Raw genomic sequence first — 18,363 nt, 5'->3', positions numbered from 1 at the left:
CAAGTTCCAGTCCAAATCATCCCAAGGAAATACACAGTGATTTCCATATCACATAGGGAAAAGCCTCCTGTACATGTATGTTTTCTACCAAAGCCTCACAATCTATGAGTGATCCCTTACCTGTTATAGAAGCCCAAGGTATAGGAAAGCTTTATAACCGTCGTTGGGCGCTAAGGAACATAAATATCAAAATCTTTGCGGGGGAGAGGGTTTTATTATGGGGACCAAATGGCTCCGGCAAAACCTCTCTATTGAGGATTTTAGCTACTCTGTCCAGAGCCAGCAGAGGAGAGCTAATGCTCTTTGGACTTGAAGCGATAAAGTACAAGCGTGACCTACGAAATAGGATAGGTTATCTAGGTCACAACCTCACCCTCTATGACGACCTCACTGCGAGGGAAAACCTTAACCTGTACTCGAAGCTGTACTCAGTAAAGGATCCTGAAAAATTCTACATGCCCTTGATATATACATTTGGCCTGGTATCTTTTCTGGATTCCAGAGTGCGCAATTACTCCCGAGGCATGCAACAGAAGCTAGCGATTATCAAGACCCTGATTCACCAACCAGAAATACTACTGCTGGACGAGCCCAGTACAGGACTCGATGCAGAGTCTACTCACAAACTGGAAGAGGTTCTTACCCAGTACGACGGCACGATAGTCTTCAGCAGCCACGACCGTGAATTTGGATTAAGGGTAGGTAATCGTGTGCTGGTATTATCTAATGGGAGCATAATAGCAGATAAGAACGTACAGGAGATTGATTCAATAGACCTACAGTATCCCGCGCAGAGCCATAAACTAACTATCCAACCATGAAATTTTGGCAACAAGTCATAGCTTTAGTTCACAAAGACCTGGTTCTCGAGATAAGACGAAGAGAAATCATTATCTCGATGTTCGTATTTGCCCTCCAGATACTTGTCATATTCAACTACGCTTTCGATCTTCGGGTAGAAAATGTAAAATCAATAGGACCTGGAATAATCTGGGTGTCAATATTTTTCAGTTGCGCGGTAAACGTGGGGCGCACTATATTTCTTGAGAAAGAACGCGGAGGTTGGGAAGGTCTTATAACGGCACCCCTAGAGCTGGGTGCTTTGTACATAGCAAAGCTTATAGGTAACATACTTTTCATGTTGTTTGCAGAAGCCCTGATACTACCAATGTTTGTGGTGCTGTTCAACCTGCAGATTATTACATTGCCCATAGTAGCTATCTTGATATTGGGTACTATAGGTTTTGCGTCAATCAGCACCATGTTCGCAGGACTTCTAGCCAGTACCAGAGCAAGAGAGATCATGCTGCCAGTACTTATATTTCCAATACTGTTGCCTGTAACCATAGCCACCGTGGAAGCCACAGCTAATCACTTGACTGGCACGACGGCTATGAACAGAGCTCCATGGACTGGCCTTCTAATAGCCTTCGATGCGCTATTCATATGCGCTGGGTACATCTTATTTGATCAAGTCTTAGAGGAGTAAGACCTTGGCACAACTAACAGCAACAGTACAATCTACACGTTCTTATGGCTGGGTGGACAAGCTAAGCCAAGTGCTAGCGTTTGTTACCTTGCCACTCATGGCACTAACTCTTTATATGACACTGCTATATGCTCCCACAGATGCCACGCAAGGTGACGTGCAACGTATCTTCTACTATCATGTTCCTACTGCATGGAATGGCTTCCTAGCATTTTTCTTAGTGTTCGTGGCTAGCGTCGTGTACCTCTTCAAGAGCAGCCGCTTTTGGGATGCGTTAGCGCGTGCTTCTGCGGAGGTAGGGCTTGTCTTTACAACCATCATGATCATCACTGGATCCCTTTGGGGCAAGCCAGTATGGGGCACATGGTGGAGTTGGGATCCAAGAATGACCACCACTCTAATCCTGTGGTTTATCTACCTTGGATACCTCATGCTAAGAGCTTATGCTCCTAGCAAGCAACAAGGCGCACGATATGCTGCAGTGCTAGGAATAGTTGGTTTCGTGGATGTACCTATAGTCTATATGTCCACTAAGTGGTGGAGAACCCTTCATCCACAACAGGTTGTAGAGCCCGGCCAGGTTAGCATGCCTCCTGAGATGCTGCAGGCATTTATGGTGTCTCTATTAGCTTTCACATTGCTCTTCATATGGATTCTTATTATAAGAACAAGAATAGCGATAATAGAGGATGAGTTAGAAATCAGGAGTATCGAAAATGGATAATTTTGGATTTCTTTTCGCTGCGTTACTTGTCGTATGGATAGGTATCTTCGTCTATATCTACTACATTGGGCAGAAACTCAACGACCTACGTCAGCAACTATCAGAAGTTGAAATTCGAGAAAACCAAAATACAGCGGTACAGAGTAAGGACGATCAGTAAAATTTGGAGTTATCTGAAGACCTATGAACGCTGCTAGGTGGCTGGTAGCTGGTATACTTGCCGGCGTCTTAGTACTACTAATATTGTTCGGCTATGGACTTGCTAAGCAGAGAGAAGGAGATACCCTCGAGCAAGGAGCGAGGATCGTATCTGTAGGTGGAGATGTGCCTATAAAGCCTCACCCAGCGCCAGACTTCACCCTAAAAGGGTTTGACGGGAAGCAGGTAAAGTTGTCTGATTATAAAGGTAAGGTCGTGATAGTTAACTTCTGGGCCTCCTGGTGTCCACCTTGTGCCGAAGAAGCTCCCACACTTGAGTCAGGTTGGCAAAAATTCAAAAATGAGGGTGTGGTTTTCCTCGGCGTTAACTTGTGGGATGACCCACAAAACGCTGAGCAGTTCATAGAAGATAATGACCTAACCTACATCAATGGCACTACTAAAACTGGTACAGCTACTGAGTACGGCCTGACCGGCATACCTGAAACCTATGTAATAGACAAAAATGGACAAGTGATACGTCGGTGGAGAGGCCCGCTAACAGATCACGAACTTGCAAACTTAGTTGAGGCTGGACTAAGCTCGAGATAGTTGTATTGTAAGGAGTACCAAAGTGCGTATAGTGTCCCTGCTACCAAGTGCTACCGAGATTGTTTGCTCTCTCGGGCTAATAGATAGCCTGGTGGGAGTGACACATGAATGCGACTACCCACCAGAAGTAAAGGGTAAGCCAGTCCTCACTAGATCATTGATTGATACTGCTCAAGATAGTTATTCAATAGATAGGCAAGTAGTAGAGAGCCTCCATGAACATCGAACACTATACGCACTAGACGAAGAACTACTTAGAGAGCTATCTCCAGATCTGATCCTGACTCAGGAGCTATGCGATGTATGCGCAGTGTCATATACGGTTGTGGAGAAAGCAGCACGCATACTCCCAGCTGAAACACCAGTAGTATCCCTAGAGCCTAACACCCTGTACGATATACTCGAGACCATCCTGCTTGTAGGTAGACTTACTGGCACAGAGGCAAGAGCGCAGAAGCTGATAGATGAAATGATAACGCGCATTAGAGCTGTAGAATCTAAGGCCTCATCGGTAGCCCACAAACCCAAGGTGTATTGTATGGAATGGGTAAACCCTCCCTATAAATCTGGCCATTGGATCCCCGAGATGGTTAGGCTGGCCGGGGGAGAAGAGATCTTTGATCTTGAGGGTGTACCTTCGAGCAGAGCTTCATGGGAAGAAATAGCTCAGGCTGCACCCGAAGTCATAGTAGTAATGGCCTGTGGGTTCGATGCCGATAGGACCGAGCGGGAGCTGATGCTAATCAATGAAAGGGAAGAATGGCAATTGCTACCTGCTGTTAGAAACGGTAACGTATGGGTATCCAATGGATCGGCTTACTTCGCGCGTCCTGGTCCAAGAATAGTGGACTCTCTTGAGATGCTCGCGCACGCCATACACCCAGAGTTGTTCCCGGAGCCAGACAGAAATCAATTTAGAAGATTTAGACCTCTGGCAGCCGCATCCCCAGCCTAGGCATAGAAAATGCGTTCACCTCCCTGAAAACAAGGGAGGTTATCACAATGAACAGAACCTACACAGCCTTAAAGTGGTTTACGATAGGCATTGTATTATCTATACTCTTTGCTCCAAGAAGCGGTAAAGAAACTAGATCAATCTTGCTTAGCAGATTAGGGCTGTACAGAACTGCATCCCAAATGAATGACACTCATGTGGTCGATAACCCTTTAGAGAATATACAGCAAGCTAATACCAATGAAAAGAAAGATCATAGAAGTATCACTAGAGACCCTGTAGCGCGGATCCAAGACACAGCTCAATCTGCACAAGAGCAACTTGAGAAACAGGTGAAGGAGAACGTAAGTCAAGCCATAGATCAGGCTACCAATAAGACCCAAGAGGAAGTTGCAGACAACCTGGAAAAATCAAGAAGGATCATAAAAACAGAAGAAGATTCTATACATGAGAAGCAAGAAAGTATCAGAAGCCAACTGAACCAGATGCCCAGACTGAAGGATGATCATGATGAACAAAGTTAGTATCTTCTAGGCATCCATAACATTTTTGTATTTATCCTCCTTGATGGAGGATCTCCAACGGTCTTTTCTTTCGAGTCCCTCTAGGGAATGAATAGCTCCACGGATAATCTTCTGTACAGTTAGTTTGCTAAGACCAAGAACCTGAGCGATCTCTTCGTATGTATACTCGCGGGATTCCTCATTGAGCCCATAACGCATCTCAAGAGCAAAGACCCATGTATCCTTCAGCTTGTCTTTGTATACAGGCAACAATCTACGTACCTTCTGCTTATTTTCCTCCGATATCTGTCTGGGATTTGCTTCAAGCCGAGGCATCTGCGAACTTATTTGGGTGGCTCCACATCTAAGACATCTCCAAACATTACCTCTAACATTGACCTTCTGCCATACATGACCTTTTGCCGACTTACACCCCATAACAAAACACCCCTTTCATAGGTATAAATTATCTATGCATCTTGGAGCAATTGCACAGCTAAGGGGTTTCAGGAGCAAGGAATGAATGATCACAGAAGAAGTGGTGTGTTACTTCACCTAACATCAATCCCCACCAAGTACTGTATAGGAGACATGGGGCCCAAAGCTTACGAATTTCTGGATTTTATTACAAGTAGCGGGCTAAGCATATGGCAAATTTTGCCAATAAGTCCAGTTGGAGAATCTAATTCTCCATACCAATCCTATTCAGCCTTTGCCGGCAACCACCTACTGATAAGCCCAGATCTGCTAATCGAGGAGGGAATACTGGCAACAACAGACTTACCAAGAGAGTCTAATCCCAAACATCAAGGAACAGATTATAACTTCGCAAGGAAGATAAAGTCACTTATCCTCCAGAAAGCTTTCTCAAGGTTTACCCCTACCAAGGATTTTGACTCCTTTTGCGAAGAACACAGCTATTGGCTAGATGATTATGCGATGTTCATGACACTCCTTGAGCTGAATAATGGTAGGTCCTGGAATCTTTGGCACACTGATATCTCAAGAAGAGACAAGGCTACTCTAGAAAGACTAAGTAGAGAGCATAAGCAAAAAATAATGTTCCACAAGTTCACCCAATATTTGTTCTTCAAGCAATGGTTTGAGCTAAAGAAGGCATGTAATTCTCGTGGTGTTATGATTCTAGGAGATCTGCCTATATTTGTTGCACATAACAGTGCTGACGTCTGGGCTCATCCAGAAATATTTAAGCTCAAACCAGATGGTAGCCCACGCGTGATAGCTGGTGTTCCACCAGATTATTTCAGCAGTACTGGGCAGCTATGGGGCAATCCAATCTATAATTGGCAGATATTAGAAGCTCAAAATTATTCTTGGTGGATAGATAGACTCAAGTGGTCACTTAAGCTCTTTGACCTGGTAAGGATAGACCATTTCAGAGGTTTCTGCGCTTGCTGGGAAGTACCATACGGAGAAACAACCGCAGTAAATGGTAGGTGGGTAAAGGGCCCTGGGGCAAAGCTCTTCAGAACAGCCATAAAAGCCTTAGGATCCATAGCTGTAATAGCTGAAGACTTAGGAATTATCACTCCAGAGGTAGAAGCTCTGCGTGATAAGTTTGGCTTCCCCGGCATGAAGGTGCTACAGTTTGCATTCACGAACCCGCAAAATCAGTACCTGCCTCACAACTACGCAACCTTCAACTGCGTAGTGTACACCGGCACACACGACAATAACACCACACTAGGTTGGTGGGAAGAGTTAGACAGTAAACACAAATCTGTAGTTAGAAGTTATGTAGGTAGAAAAACTGGAAAGGAATTAGTATGGGAGCTTATTAGAATGGGAATCTCCTCGACCGCAAAGTATGCAATTTTCCCGCTACAAGATTTTCTAACTCTCGGGTCAGAGGCGAGGATGAACATCCCTGGCACAGAGTTTGGAAACTGGGAATGGAGTTATCCTGAAAGTGCGCTATCTGAGGAAATTGCCGGCAGAATAAAGCATCTATGCGAGCTGTACAATAGGGTACCTCCAGACGAGAAAGAGCAAAAATAGTAATAGATTACAAGTCCCCAGTAATCACCTGGCGAGAAGAGCCTTGCACTACTATATCTATTCTCTGATATTTAGATAAGCCACCTTCAGGATCCAAGTATATTCTGGCAGTACCGTTAGATAGAGGAGTGAAGGTGGCTGCCATCACCCTGCCAGCAGAGCCAACAAGCCAAACCTCGTATGTACTGTCTGGAGTTAGATTGCTTACCATCAGGACTCCTTCGCGGCCGTCCTGACTCAAATATAGCTTGGCTCGCACATTGGCACTCTGAGCACGAAGGTCCAAAGTTTGCACATTATCGCTTGTCATGAGAGCTACCATGTGCTCATCATAGTTGTGCTGCTCTGCTAAGCTTTTCTCTAGAGTCCAAGCCCTGGCTCCTAAGAGGATAGCTACAAACAACAGCACTATAGCTACGCCCCAAGCGACCACGAGCTTTGAGGTAACGCTTGATTGCTGTACTTGCACAGTCTCTCCTTGTCTGTGGTTCTTTACAGCCTGAGGATTGATCCTCTTCATAAGCCTGCGATTGAAACCCGTCGGCAGATCAAACTCATCGACTGATAGATTTAACGCATCTAACACAGGTGTATATGAGAGTAATTCAGACCTACACTTGTTACATGCGAGTATATGAGCTTTGATCTCCTCAAGCTCGGAATTGTCCAGAGCCCCAAGGGCTAGAGCTGGGATTTTATCCTCTACAACTTCACAGTTCATTCGGAGGCCCCTGAGCTAGTTAATATCTGCCTAAGCTTCATCATACCCAAGCGCATTCTCGTCTTAATGGTCCCTGTCGAGGCGCCAGTAAGTCTAGCTATCTGCGATATAGTCATACCACCGTAGTATGCAAGCTCTATGACTTCCTTCTGCTCCCTAGGAATAAGGGCTAGTGCCCCTCTTACCTCCTCTGCTTGTAACTTTCTGGCAACATCCTCTGAAGGATCCTCATAACCATCAGGCAGGATATCAAACTTCTCGAAACCAACCTCATACTTTTGCTCGCTGCCATGTCTACCGCGCAGGTTGTCGATCGCGGCATTATGAGTAACACTCAGTAGCCAACGTCTAAAATCTCCCCGTTTGGGATTATACATGTCAGGTTTCTGCCACAACTTTACGAGCACATCTTGAAACACTTCCTCAGCCCATCCCTGGTCACCTAGTATACGCAGCGCCAGAGAATAAGCTAACCTACCATATCTATTGACGACTTCTGCCAAAGCCTGATGGTCTTGCGCTTTTATTAAATATAAAAGATGTTCGTCGTCGTAATCAGAGTAGCTATTGCTCTGGTTTGTAGAGTCTTCGTTGTCTATTAGTTTACGCAATTCTCTCTTCAATCAAGTCTTTGGTTTCAAACTTTCCTATGTATCTTACTCGCACATCAAGTGAGCTGACAAGGATAAAACCGTTCCCAATTTCGCGCTCGTATTAAGGAATGGAGGAGCTACAAACACCTAATTCATACAAGGCAGAAATTGAAAGTTCTTTTGCAGGAGGAGACATATGAAGACTTGGATTAAACCTCTTATAGCGCTTCTAATTCTATTGCTAGTCGCAATGCCTTCCAAAGTATCAGCTACCACAAATACTACTCATAAAGTGGAGGTTGATGACAACTACTTTGAACCTAAAACCATTACTATACGAGTAGGCGACACCGTCGAGTGGGAAAACGAAGGTCAGAATCCCCACACAGTAACTGCTGATGATGGAAGCTTCGACTCAGGAAATCTTAATTCAGGAGATAGCTTCAGCCATACATTCAATAAGGCTGGCACCTATGCTTACCACTGTAAGTACCACGGGGCAGCAGGCGGCGTAGGTATGGCGGGAACTGTTGTGGTAATGTCTGGGCCGGCCCAAACAGGGGCTGGTGGAATGGCTAACCGCGAGAGCTCACTCCCCGTTTTGTTGCTGATAGCAGGGGTAATCAGCCTCTACCTGGGAATGAGATTCAAATATAACCGCATATCATAATTTATTCTCTGGGGAGCGCCTATACTTTTAGGTGCTCCCCAAACCAATCCAGTATACGTTCGTACATATCCTGGACGTAGGATTTCTTATCGATGACGTGCCCTTGTCCCGGATAAACGACTAACTTAGCTGGCACTTGGTGATCTCTTAGAGCTCGGTACATCTCGTAAGCCTGCCCTACAGGCACACATGCATCCTTTTCTCCATGAAGTATCAGGGTAGGAGTCTTAACACTGCCAACCCAGTTAATAGGAGAGAATTTATCAAAGCGGCCACCTAGCCTATATGGATCATCTCTGTAGTAAAGCTTATCCCAGGTAGGAATATTGGTAACACCATGAAAACTCCTCCAGTTAGCAATACCAGCTCCCATGACAGCAGCTTTGAATATATCTGTTTGGGTGATCATCCAAGCTGTCATGAACCCACCATAACTCCACCCAGCTATGGCTAATCTGCTTGGATCGGCATATCCTAACTCTAGTAAATACTCCACACCTGAAATTATGTCTTCTTTATCCATTCCACCCATATCACCGAGGTTGGCCTCCGCAAAGGCAGTTCCCCAGCCATAGCTGCCTCTAGGATTAGGCAAGAAAACTGCATAACCATTCGAAACCAAGACAGGAGCCAGAAAGTAGCTACCCAAAAAGCTATGATGGTACATGGAGCTAGGTCCTCCATGTACAATGGTCACTAGGGGAGGTTTTTCCCCGCTAAAGCTTCTAGGTTGCAGAAATATCCCCTGTATATCTAAGCCGTCACTGCTTTTCCAGACTATAGTCTTGGGCTCCCCATTGTACTTAGCTCGTAGATCTGGAAAAACCTCCGTAATCTTTTCCCACTCACTAATATCACTATCAGAAAGGCCGAAATACCATACATCAGGAGGTGAAGAATGGGACTCTTTTATCATCACACCCAATCTCTTGGTCTTGTCTAGAGTGAATCGAGCGCACCATCGATGTGACACCATGGATTCTTCCAACCAAAGTCTGCGTTTATTACCATCGAGAGACAGCGACAGTAGGCACGCATTGCCGCTCTCGTAACCTATAGCAAGAAGATGAGAGGAATCTAACCAATGTACTGAGCAGAAACTTCCTGGGTAGTCCTTCGTAAGGGATCTACACATGCCATCGCGTAGATCAACTACACATACCTCACCACCAACGCTACCTCTGTCGCTGAAGGAGCCCTTTATAAAGGCCACATATCTCGAATCTGGAGAGGGCGATGGGCTTGCTATTTGCTTGTCTGGGGAGTATAGAACTTTATATTCGCTTGACGAAGCATCAATTAGAGCAAGAAAAGATTCATACCAGCTCCATTCATATGGATATCTTGAACATACAGCAACTAAGGCTGAAGAGTCCTCCAGCCACCCAAACTCCCATACATGCAGTCCTTCAGGTGATAGAGGTTCTGCATATCCACCTGATGAGTCTACCTTCCAGATTCGAGTCACCTGGTCTTTTTCTTCAAACACTATGGGTAAATCCTCATCAGGAGTCTTAATACCTTCCAATAACAAACCTATATATCTACCATCAGGAGACCATCTTAGGTCCAAAACTGAACCTTCCACGTCCGTCAGCTTGATAGCCTCACCACCATGAACATCTATGGTAAAGAGATCAAATCTAGCCTCTTCCTCTCTATCTGAGATAAAAGCTAGTTTATTGGAATCTGGACTCCAACGTGGGCAGGCATCCGCCCCAGGACCATTAGTAAACTGTTTTGATTCTCCAGTTGTTATGTCGGCCACATAAATGTGGGAAGATCTAACTCTTAACTCTTCTCTGTAAGCGTCTCTGATTACATAAGCCACATACTTACCGTCTTGAGATAGCTGCGCATCCTCAAGATGCCTTAACTCTAACACGTCCTCTATAGTCCAGTCAGCTTGCCCCATACAACAACACTCTCCTATAGGATACTAAGGCCAGGGAGGATTCTTAGGTGTCCTGTAATCTGGATGCTGCTCCAACTCTTGCAGCCACCAAGAGAAGTTATATTCTGGCCTGAAACCCAATTTCTCCCCTGCTTTACTTATTGGGATGAATTCGTGAATTGGATATAGTCTCTCAACTCCTCTCTCTTTCAACAGGTTGACAGCATCTTTGTAGTATTTATCAAGCACAGGCAAAGGATTCTTCCTAAGCTGAGGGCCATCTTCCTTAGTGAAAGGCACTTCTGAGGCTATATTTAGTACTTCCCACTTTATCTTGCTTGCTTCCATAGCCTGGATGGACTTGAGCACAGCCTGAGCAGCATCCCGAGGATCAACACCACCATAGAGTAAGCGAATACCGTGCCTGAAGAAAGGTTCTGGAGTGAACATACCTAATCTGAGCGCGACAGCTGCCACACCATAGCGACGCACATAATATCTAGACATCTCCTCTCCAAGAAACTTAGTTAATCCATAGATATCACTTGGGAGAAGAGGCATGTTCTCGCTTAAGGCAACCACAGCATCCTCCCTTGGAGGACGTCTACTTTCCCCATAAACAGATACAGAGCTACAGAATACAAACCCTTTGATTCCAGACTGGACGGCTGCTTCCCAAACATTAAAGGTGCCCGTTAAGTTTATAGAATAGAATTCTCTTGGACTACGAGTAGATAGATGTATACCATGCAAACCAGCAGCGTGGACTACAAAGTCCACGCCTTCCATAATAGGGCCTAGAGCATCTGCATCCAAGATATCTATTTGATGGAATTCATGTTCAGACTCAAGAGGTTGTACATCAACGAGTACCAGATGATACCCAGCACTCGCTATCACAGGGATCAATGCCTGTCCTAAAGTGCCAGCTGCCCCAGTAATTAGTACTTTAGACATGATTCGCTCATCCTAGTTCTCAGATATCGTTTGGTATAAAACAACTATCATGGAGTGTAATTTAGCAGCATTTACAATAATAAATCCAAAACCCATTCACCAATCTCTATTTGAGAATAAGGATAACAGCATGAGATTTATTGGTATAGACTTAGCGTGGAGCTTGATAAATGCTGATAGACCAGAAACAGGAGCAGCAGTTATAGATGAATCCGGCAATATTCTATCGCAGACCAACCTAACTACCGACGAATCAATAGTGGATTTTGTGCTCAGCAACATCGATCAAGAGGGTGCAATCGTAGCAATAGATGCTCCCATAGTTGTACCCAACCTTGAGGGATCGAGAAGATGTGAGATTGTGCTTCAGAGCATGAAGATACCAGTTTACCCATCAAACAGAAGCCTCCTTGAGAAAAATTTGGGGGGCATAAGAGGAGAGATCATCGCGCATAAGCTAGAGATTCATGGCTTCAGGATTCAAGATAGTATAAGTTCCCATGAACCTACAAAGGCAATAGTAGAGGTTTATCCGCGAGCCACTATTAGCAGACTGTTTGGCAAGGTACCTAGTTATAAGGGCTCCAAGGCCAAGAGATCAGTTCTAGTTCACGGAATACTACATCTCAACCGGCTGATACAGGAAGCGCTTGACCCACCAGTCAGGTGGATCCATCCTCCTATTGAGGATCCAGGGCGGCTTGAAACGCTCACTCCTAGACAACTAAAGCATATAGCAGATATCTTGGATGCGGTGCTAGCTGCCTATGTTAGCTATTTAGCCTGGAAGGAAGAGGGCAGAGTCGAAGTCATAGGCAATGTCCATGAAGGCTTTATTCTTATACCAACGACTTACGAGAGGTCGTCACAGCAGCCCCAGTTAGGAACTCCTAAATGGCTGGTATCCGAATACAAGCAACAAGCTATCAGGTTCTTCAGGGCATTACTTGATGCTGATATCGCAATCCTAGAAAGAATGCTACATCCAGACTATAAGGAGACCGAACTATCCAGCGGTAGAACTCTGAACGTAGAAGATACTTACAAGGCCGTTAGTAGCCTACGAGGACTAGGATTGCACCTAGATTTTGAAGACATAGTCGGGGAGGATTCAAAGATATGTGTGGTGTACCACGTATCCAATAGATCAACCGGCAAAGATGTAAGATGTATGTCACTATTACAATTTAGACAGGATAAGATCCAAAAGGCTTATCACAGTCACCAATTGAAGCACATCGCAGAGATACTTTTGGATAATCCTGCAGAGGAGGTTAACTCATGAAAGAGATAGTGCCAAGCATTAGTAACCAGAGTAAGGCTTTGATCCCAATCAAATCCGCCCTTAGGGCCAGTTCACGTGGACTACTTACCCGGCTGATATCAAGTAGAGTAGGTGTTCCAGCAGCCCTAATAGCAGGTGGAGCGATAGGCGGAGCCCTGGTCAGCAATACCTTAAGAAGATTAAACGAAAAGCAGCCCTCTACCCACGAGAAAGGGGCTTTTGTCATACAGATGACCAGACTTCGAGTGATAACACCAGGCATCGGGCATGAGACATTAACCTATAGGGTAGTAAGAACTGATGAAGAGTAAGTGCTGACAAACCTTACTCTTTGTTGCCTGGACGAGGTATAAATTCATCAAAGTTCGCCATGTCTGGAATAAGGCGGGCATAGGCACTATTGTAGTAAAGCAAGGGTTCACCTACAGATCCCAGCGATAGTTCCTGTACCTCACCAAAGAAGACTGTGTGATCTCCCTGCTCCACAAGATCTGTAACACGACAGTCTAGCCAGGCTAAACACTCTTCAAGAATAGGAGCACCAGTAGTGGCAACTTTCATGTCGATATCGGCAAACTGGTCAGGAGGCCTGTTTGAGCTTGCGAATCTCCTTGCTATCCATATTTGATCTGCCCTAAGAATATTGACCCCAAAAACTCGCGATCTCCTGACAGCATTATTAGTGGTCAAGCCACGTGTTATTGCTACCATCACGATAGGAGGATCTAATGATATGGATGTAAAAGAATTAGCTGTCATCGCCCAAGGCTTACCGTCTTCAAGCAGCGTGGTAACCAACGTAACTCCTGTGACAAACTGCCCCATTACCCGCCGAAATAGAAAGGGATCAATAGGCACTATCAACTCTCCTGAGTGTTTCTGACCAGACAGAACTTCAATTATCGTCTTAGATAAATCTTAGGTTGGGCTAACCAAAGTGTCAAATTAGTATCCAGCTTGCATTACAGGCGAGACAAAACGAATATCATAAGTCTTAGTTTATCCATCTCAAGCTTTACCTCTCCCTCCTGCCTCCATAGATGTTTGCATAGATCAATAACCCCTCTCATAAGGCGAATCTCGCTCGTGATAAATACTCCTCTAGCACCTTCATGAGCTATTCTAGCTGCCTCCTTCAAAGTGTCGGGATAGAGTTGAACGTTGTTAGCATGTGAACCCAAGATGTGGCCAAAGGGTAGATCAGCATAAATAACATCTGCGAAGCCGCTATTAAGTTCTGTACTCCGCATGTCACCGCGCACCAAATCTATTTTGCCGGTCAAACCAGCTGCGTCGACATTCCTACGAGCACATGCAATAGCATCCGCATCAATATCTATCCCTATTACTTCTTTAGCGGGGAGCATCTCCAATCTTTCTATGAGGATAGTACCCGAACCACATCCCAGGTTGACTATTACATCCTCGGCAGAAGGTTCAGATAGCCTGGCCATTACATGAGCAACAGTGCTATTGATAGCGCCAGGGAAATCACATACCCTCCAAGGACGTACAGAGAGGGGTCTAGGAGTCAGCCTAATGGATACCTCAAAGCCATCCCCACGGACTATAGGTTTACGCACTCTGAGGAACAAATCTCCATCCTGGGAAGGCATTAACCCTGTCGATAACTCTAGCTCCTTATATATTCTCCTAAAGACAGGAGAATCGCTACCTGCAGCGCTTATCCTAAAAGTTTTGAAACTCCCCTCAGGATGTAAGCTCAGCACACTCTCTATCATAGAGAGCAGCTGGCTGAAGTTTTGATGTCCTAATAGCGCTAGGGGTCTCGGCACCTCAAACAGCTTTACTACGAAGGCGCTACCAACTGAACGCAGCATCAATAGTTGCCTGGGATCGCCATAGATGTTGAACTGGAAATTGCCGCTTTTCACATAGGGATAGATCTCCCCTAGATTTACCAGCTTCTCGTGTAGCTCCTCGAGCACGAAAGGTTCCAGTCCTGGGACAAATTCCACCTCATAGAAGACGCCCTGAACAGGAACTTGCTTTAACTTAGAGACCTTAGAGCGCTCGCGCCTTAACATAGCACTCCGAGTGTATCAATAAGTTCGTTATAAAGAGCCTCACAGCAAAAATAATAGCAGGGTTAGAGGTCCAACCCTGCCTAGTAGAAAGCCCAGAAAGAATACTAATCTTTAGGCCTTTCCTTCCGCCTCATACTCTCGAAGAAAGCCCTCAAATAGCCTAAGATGTCCCTGCTCATCATGAAGTATATCTATGACCATATCTTGAGTTACCAGATCTACCTCTTCAGTCTCATGTAGGATCTGTGTGTAGAACTCTATGGCCCCCTTCTCAGCCTCTATCACCCCTTTGATGACATGGACGATATCTGTCTGGTTATCTGGAGGCTGTAGATAAGTCTGCTCAGGCTTGAAATCCATGGAGCCGGGGACCACTCCATACAACTCCTTTATTCTAGAAGCAAACATCTGCGCATGCCCGAGCTCTTCCTGTATATCTTGAGAAAGAGCTTCAGTGATCTCTCTTGCCCTCACACCGTCCGGGTTGACGGAGTTGGTTATGTAATTCATTACAGACTCAATCTCCATCCAATAAGCTTTGGTTAAGAGCTGGATTATCTTTTCTCTCTTAGCAGCATTTTCTTCGGCATATATGCTATGAGAAGATGTAGTGTGCATAGTCATGTGTAGCCCTCCTAATAGCCTCAAAGGCAAAAATTAATCTTCCGACTGTCGTAACAGCAATTATGATGCCCAGGCAACAGGATCAGTCAGCCTATGGCATAAAAGGGCATATCCTATAGATGCCTCAACCATCTCCTCAATCGATATCTTTTCTTGGTTAGTATGAGCCAAAGTCTCATCACCAGGGCCAAAACCAATACTTGGTATACCTGCAGCCATCAGGTGCCCTGCATCAGTCGCGAAATCCCAACGCTTTACCTCAACTTCTCTTGAAAAGGCCTCACTTAGAGCATCCTTAGACAGTTTTACAAGAGGATGTTCCTCACTTATCAAGAAAGAGGGGAAGTGTGCTGGAACATTACGAGTTGCCCCAGTATAAGTAGTAAGGGTAACATCTTTTATCCTAACCTCACCCCAAGCCCCATCCACTAGCGACTTTTCCAACAAGAAAGCAAGCATCTCTTTGATCTCATCAGTTGATCTCTGCGGTACTGTCCGCCAATCTATGTGCAGTCTTAGTTCAGACGGGACAACATTAGATGAAGTCTGATCTGTATAGACAAGCGTTGGGGTAAAAGTCTCAACCCCTAGAAAAGGATCTTTGACCCTATCTACATTCTTGAGAGCAGCAACAAAGTTAGCCATAGAGTAATGAGGGTTAATACCTCTATCCGGCATACTAGCGTGACAGGACCTACCTCTAAAGATAGCTACTATTTCTATACGACCTCTGTTCCCCCTTCTAAGAGTATTACTGCTAGGCTCGCCCACCACGGCACAATCCACATGTAAGGATTTGCCCAATTCTATCGATCCAAGCCCACCCACTTCCTCCTGTACAACACCAACAACATATACATCTCCATAGATTGGCAACCCTGCCTCCCTGGCAATGAAAGGGGCATATACCTGCGATGACGTGGGGCCTTTTATGTCCACGGCACCTCTACCACACACGTAACCATCACGTACCTCTCCGGAGTAGGGATCATACTCCCAACTAGATCTGTCCCCGACATCGACATGGTCCATATGTGTGTTCAACATCAAAGATTTCCCAGCTCTATCCCCCTTTATCAGACCGATCACATTACCGACCTCATCTTGCCACACGTCATCGTATCCCAAAGCCTTCATCTCGCTCATTATTAGCTCTGCAGCCTGCATCTCCTGACCAGGCAAGCTAGGAGTTTGAATAAGGCGCGAGCAGAAGTCAGCAATTCTATCTCGGTGGACGTCAGCAACTTCTCTTAGCCTATCAATAGTCATTTCTTACCCTCCTACTTGGGGTTGCAAACCGCTTGTCCCAAAGTGATACACTTTGAAAAAGATATTACATGATCTTTATAGGAGCTTCCCATGCGCAGTTTCATAGCTGAAAGGCTTCAACAAGTAAAGCCCTCTGCCACTATAAGCATTGCAGACAAGGCAAAGCAGCTTAAAGCAGAGGGCAAGGATGTGATAGATCTTTCTGGCGGTGATCCCCACTTCCCAACCCCACAGTACATAGTACAGGCTGCATTTGATGCTATAAACAGAGGGGAAACTCACTACGCTCCAAGCAGAGGTACTCCTAACCTGCTAAGGGCGATACAGAAGAAGTTCGCATCTGAAAATAGCCTAGAATACTCCCTAGAAGAGATAATAGTAACTCCTGGTGGAAAACATGCCATCTATGCCACACTTGTGGCTACGGTAAACGATGGAGATGAAGTACTACTACTATCACCTGCGTGGGTAAGCTATGAGCCGTCTGTATATCTAGCTGGGGGTAGACCAGTGTACATCCCCCTAGAGCCAGAAGACTACAGGATAACCCCAGAGATACTCCGCTCTGTGGAAGCCCCAAGAGCAAAAGTGCTTATATTCAACACCCCCAACAATCCTACCGGTAGAGTAGCTACTAAGGAAGAGATCGAAGCTGTAGCAGAATTTGCCATAGAAAGAGATCTGCTGGTGATATCCGATGAGCTCTACGAAAAAATTCTGTTTGATGGGCACGAACATATAAGTATAGCAACGTTACCTGGAATGCGAGAGCGGACAGTTACTATCAATGGAGTCTCCAAGAGCTACGCCATGACGGGGTGGCGATTGGGATATCTTGCGGCTCCCAGGCAGATAGCATCTCAAATACTCAAGGTACATCAGCACTCTGTTACTGCCGCAGCTACCTTTACACAGGAAGCAGCCGCTTGTGCCCTCGAGGGACCTCAGGAAGTAGTAGAATACATGGTAAAAGAATATGAAAAGAACAGAGCTCTCGTTGTAGAGGCTCTCAATACTATACCTGGGATCGAATGCAAAGCTCCGGAGGGAGCATTCTACGCATTCCCCAAAGTGAATGGGGACAGTATAAAATTCGCAGATGATATGCTCGAGAAGGCAGGCGTAGCCCTTACACCAGGCATCGCTTTCGGTCCCACAGGAGAAGGCCATGTAAGAATCTCCTTCGCGACTAATTACAACCTCCTAGAGAAAGCTTTCGACAGGATGAAGCAGGCTGTAGTTGGGCAATAAATCAAGGCCAATTTCTATATTCCATCCCAGCATAAACAAACCCCGATTCTACCCACTACTGCGCATATTTACCGAAATCATCCTCCTGAGATACAGATTAAAGATGCGCAGTAGGCTTAGGGTGGGACGGGGTTTTATATGCAATCAGCGTTTAAGAATATCAGGACCTGGGGAGATAGTGATAGGCGACTGGGTAAATGCCTGGGCTCACCATGAGCCTACTATGCTCATCACCACCGACAAGGATGCGAAGATAACAATTGGGAGCAACGTAAGGCTAAATGGTCCTACCATAATAGCTAGCCGACAGATAGAGATAGGGGATCTCTGCATTCTTGGATCAGCAGTGGTATTCGACACAGATTTCCACTCAGTTCATAGAGACAGAAGTACAAACCGAGAGGCACCAGTAAGAAAATCTCCTGTAAGGATAGGCAAAAACGTGTGGCTTGCAGGCCAGTGTGCGGTACTTCCTGGAGTAAGTATAGGCGATGATTCTGTAGTAGGATTCAGAGCTGTAGTCACTAAGGATGTACCAGCAGGGGTAATAGTAGCTGGTAACCCGGCGAGAATCGTAAGAGAGATCGACGAAGAAAGCAGACATTCATGAG

General features: G+C 45.4%; 22 protein-coding genes. 13 read left to right on the top strand and 9 right to left on the bottom strand.

Features of this window, described 5'->3' with window-relative positions; translation table 11 throughout:
* The first annotated feature begins 77 nt into the window (after window positions 1–77).
* Genes N2245_RS06230 through N2245_RS06200 form a run of 7 tightly spaced genes read left to right on the top strand, consistent with a single transcriptional unit; the run spans window position 78 to window position 4,442 of the window.
* On the top strand, window positions 78–821 hold the full coding sequence (locus N2245_RS06230; RefSeq protein WP_494535863.1) for an ABC transporter ATP-binding protein: 744 nt from the start codon (window positions 78–80) through the stop codon (window positions 819–821).
* Window positions 818–1,489, top strand: a complete 672-nt coding sequence (locus N2245_RS06225) for a heme exporter protein CcmB (RefSeq protein WP_494535862.1) — start codon at window positions 818–820, stop codon at window positions 1,487–1,489. Before N2245_RS06230 ends, N2245_RS06225 begins: the two co-directional genes overlap by 4 nt.
* A 4-nt stretch (window positions 1,490–1,493) precedes the next feature.
* Window positions 1,494–2,213, top strand: a complete 720-nt coding sequence (gene ccsA / locus N2245_RS06220; RefSeq protein ID WP_494535861.1) for a cytochrome c biogenesis protein CcsA — start codon at window positions 1,494–1,496, stop codon at window positions 2,211–2,213.
* Window positions 2,206–2,373, top strand: coding sequence for a CcmD family protein (locus N2245_RS06215; protein ID WP_494535860.1), 168 nt, complete (start codon window positions 2,206–2,208; stop codon window positions 2,371–2,373). The genes ccsA and N2245_RS06215 overlap by 8 nt, the downstream gene beginning before the upstream one ends.
* A 23-nt stretch (window positions 2,374–2,396) precedes the next feature.
* Window positions 2,397–2,963, top strand: a complete 567-nt coding sequence (locus N2245_RS06210; protein WP_494535859.1) for a peroxiredoxin family protein — start codon at window positions 2,397–2,399, stop codon at window positions 2,961–2,963.
* A gap of 22 nt (window positions 2,964–2,985) precedes the next feature.
* Window positions 2,986–3,918, top strand: a complete 933-nt coding sequence (locus tag N2245_RS06205) for a BtuF-related (seleno)protein (protein WP_494535858.1) — start codon at window positions 2,986–2,988, stop codon at window positions 3,916–3,918.
* Window positions 3,919–3,965: 47 nt separating this feature from the next.
* Window positions 3,966–4,442 (top strand): hypothetical protein, encoded by a 477-nt coding sequence (locus tag N2245_RS06200; RefSeq protein ID WP_494535857.1) that lies wholly within the window; start codon window positions 3,966–3,968, stop codon window positions 4,440–4,442.
* A gap of 6 nt (window positions 4,443–4,448) precedes the next feature.
* Here the strand turns inward: N2245_RS06200 and N2245_RS06195 are convergent, their stop codons facing one another.
* Complete coding sequence (locus N2245_RS06195; RefSeq protein ID WP_494535856.1) at window positions 4,449–4,859, bottom strand: sigma factor-like helix-turn-helix DNA-binding protein; 411 nt, start codon at window positions 4,857–4,859, stop codon at window positions 4,449–4,451.
* Window positions 4,860–4,940: 81 nt separating this feature from the next.
* Here N2245_RS06195 and malQ point away from each other — a divergent pair, with 81 nt between their 5' ends.
* Window positions 4,941–6,440, top strand: coding sequence for a 4-alpha-glucanotransferase (gene malQ / locus N2245_RS06190; RefSeq protein WP_494535855.1), 1,500 nt, complete (start codon window positions 4,941–4,943; stop codon window positions 6,438–6,440).
* 7 nt (window positions 6,441–6,447) lie between these two features.
* On the opposite strand, the gene N2245_RS06185 is transcribed toward malQ, so the two are convergent.
* Window positions 6,448–7,161: an anti-sigma factor domain-containing protein gene (locus N2245_RS06185; protein WP_494535854.1), complete on the bottom strand. Its 714-nt coding sequence runs from the start codon at window positions 7,159–7,161 to the stop codon at window positions 6,448–6,450.
* On the bottom strand, window positions 7,158–7,772 hold the full coding sequence (locus N2245_RS06180) for a sigma-70 family RNA polymerase sigma factor (RefSeq protein ID WP_494535853.1): 615 nt from the start codon (window positions 7,770–7,772) through the stop codon (window positions 7,158–7,160). Before N2245_RS06180 ends, N2245_RS06185 begins: the two co-directional genes overlap by 4 nt.
* Window positions 7,773–7,950: 178 nt before the next feature.
* On the opposite strand from N2245_RS06180, the gene N2245_RS06175 reads away from it, so the two are divergent.
* Complete coding sequence (locus N2245_RS06175) at window positions 7,951–8,424, top strand: cupredoxin domain-containing protein (RefSeq protein WP_494535852.1); 474 nt, start codon at window positions 7,951–7,953, stop codon at window positions 8,422–8,424.
* A gap of 19 nt (window positions 8,425–8,443) precedes the next feature.
* Here N2245_RS06175 and N2245_RS06170 read toward each other — a convergent pair whose 3' ends face one another.
* Both N2245_RS06170 and N2245_RS06165 read right to left on the bottom strand, forming a co-directional pair.
* Window positions 8,444–10,339, bottom strand: coding sequence for a S9 family peptidase (locus N2245_RS06170; RefSeq protein ID WP_494535851.1), 1,896 nt, complete (start codon window positions 10,337–10,339; stop codon window positions 8,444–8,446).
* 24 nt (window positions 10,340–10,363) lie between these two features.
* Window positions 10,364–11,275 carry an NAD-dependent epimerase/dehydratase family protein gene (locus tag N2245_RS06165; RefSeq protein WP_494535850.1) on the bottom strand — a complete coding sequence of 304 codons (912 nt, stop codon included), beginning with the start codon at window positions 11,273–11,275 and terminating at the stop codon, window positions 10,364–10,366.
* A 130-nt stretch (window positions 11,276–11,405) separates the two neighbouring features.
* Here N2245_RS06165 and N2245_RS06160 point away from each other — a divergent pair, with 130 nt between their 5' ends.
* Together N2245_RS06160 and N2245_RS06155 are read left to right on the top strand one after the other, a co-directional pair.
* Window positions 11,406–12,560: a DUF429 domain-containing protein gene (locus tag N2245_RS06160; RefSeq protein ID WP_494535849.1), complete on the top strand. Its 1,155-nt coding sequence runs from the start codon at window positions 11,406–11,408 to the stop codon at window positions 12,558–12,560.
* Window positions 12,557–12,871, top strand: coding sequence for a hypothetical protein (locus N2245_RS06155; RefSeq protein WP_494535848.1), 315 nt, complete (start codon window positions 12,557–12,559; stop codon window positions 12,869–12,871). The genes N2245_RS06160 and N2245_RS06155 overlap by 4 nt, the downstream gene beginning before the upstream one ends.
* Before the next feature lie 13 nt (window positions 12,872–12,884).
* On the opposite strand, the gene N2245_RS06150 is transcribed toward N2245_RS06155, so the two are convergent.
* The 4 genes from N2245_RS06150 to N2245_RS06135 form a co-directional block, all read right to left on the bottom strand.
* The gene (locus tag N2245_RS06150) at window positions 12,885–13,418 is read right to left on the bottom strand and encodes a flavin reductase family protein (RefSeq protein ID WP_494535847.1); all 534 of its coding nucleotides are present in this window, start codon (window positions 13,416–13,418) and stop codon (window positions 12,885–12,887) included.
* Between the two features lie 104 nt (window positions 13,419–13,522).
* Window positions 13,523–14,608, bottom strand: a complete 1,086-nt coding sequence (locus N2245_RS06145) for a methyltransferase domain-containing protein (RefSeq protein ID WP_494535846.1) — start codon at window positions 14,606–14,608, stop codon at window positions 13,523–13,525.
* Window positions 14,609–14,719: 111 nt separating this feature from the next.
* Complete coding sequence (locus N2245_RS06140; RefSeq protein WP_494535845.1) at window positions 14,720–15,232, bottom strand: ferritin-like domain-containing protein; 513 nt, start codon at window positions 15,230–15,232, stop codon at window positions 14,720–14,722.
* Between the two features lie 60 nt (window positions 15,233–15,292).
* Window positions 15,293–16,501, bottom strand: coding sequence for a M20/M25/M40 family metallo-hydrolase (locus N2245_RS06135; protein ID WP_494535844.1), 1,209 nt, complete (start codon window positions 16,499–16,501; stop codon window positions 15,293–15,295).
* A gap of 90 nt (window positions 16,502–16,591) precedes the next feature.
* On the opposite strand from N2245_RS06135, the gene N2245_RS06130 reads away from it, so the two are divergent.
* Window positions 16,592–17,752, top strand: coding sequence for a pyridoxal phosphate-dependent aminotransferase (locus N2245_RS06130; protein WP_494535843.1), 1,161 nt, complete (start codon window positions 16,592–16,594; stop codon window positions 17,750–17,752).
* 103 nt (window positions 17,753–17,855) lie between these two features.
* Window positions 17,856–18,362, top strand: coding sequence for an acyltransferase (locus N2245_RS06125; protein WP_494535842.1), 507 nt, complete (start codon window positions 17,856–17,858; stop codon window positions 18,360–18,362).
* Window position 18,363: the final 1 nt, after the last annotated feature.

The organism is Thermobaculum sp. T2p, from assembly GCF_059335935.1.
Note: the sequence above shows the minus strand (reverse complement) of the source record. Positions and strands in the feature narration are given on the sequence as shown.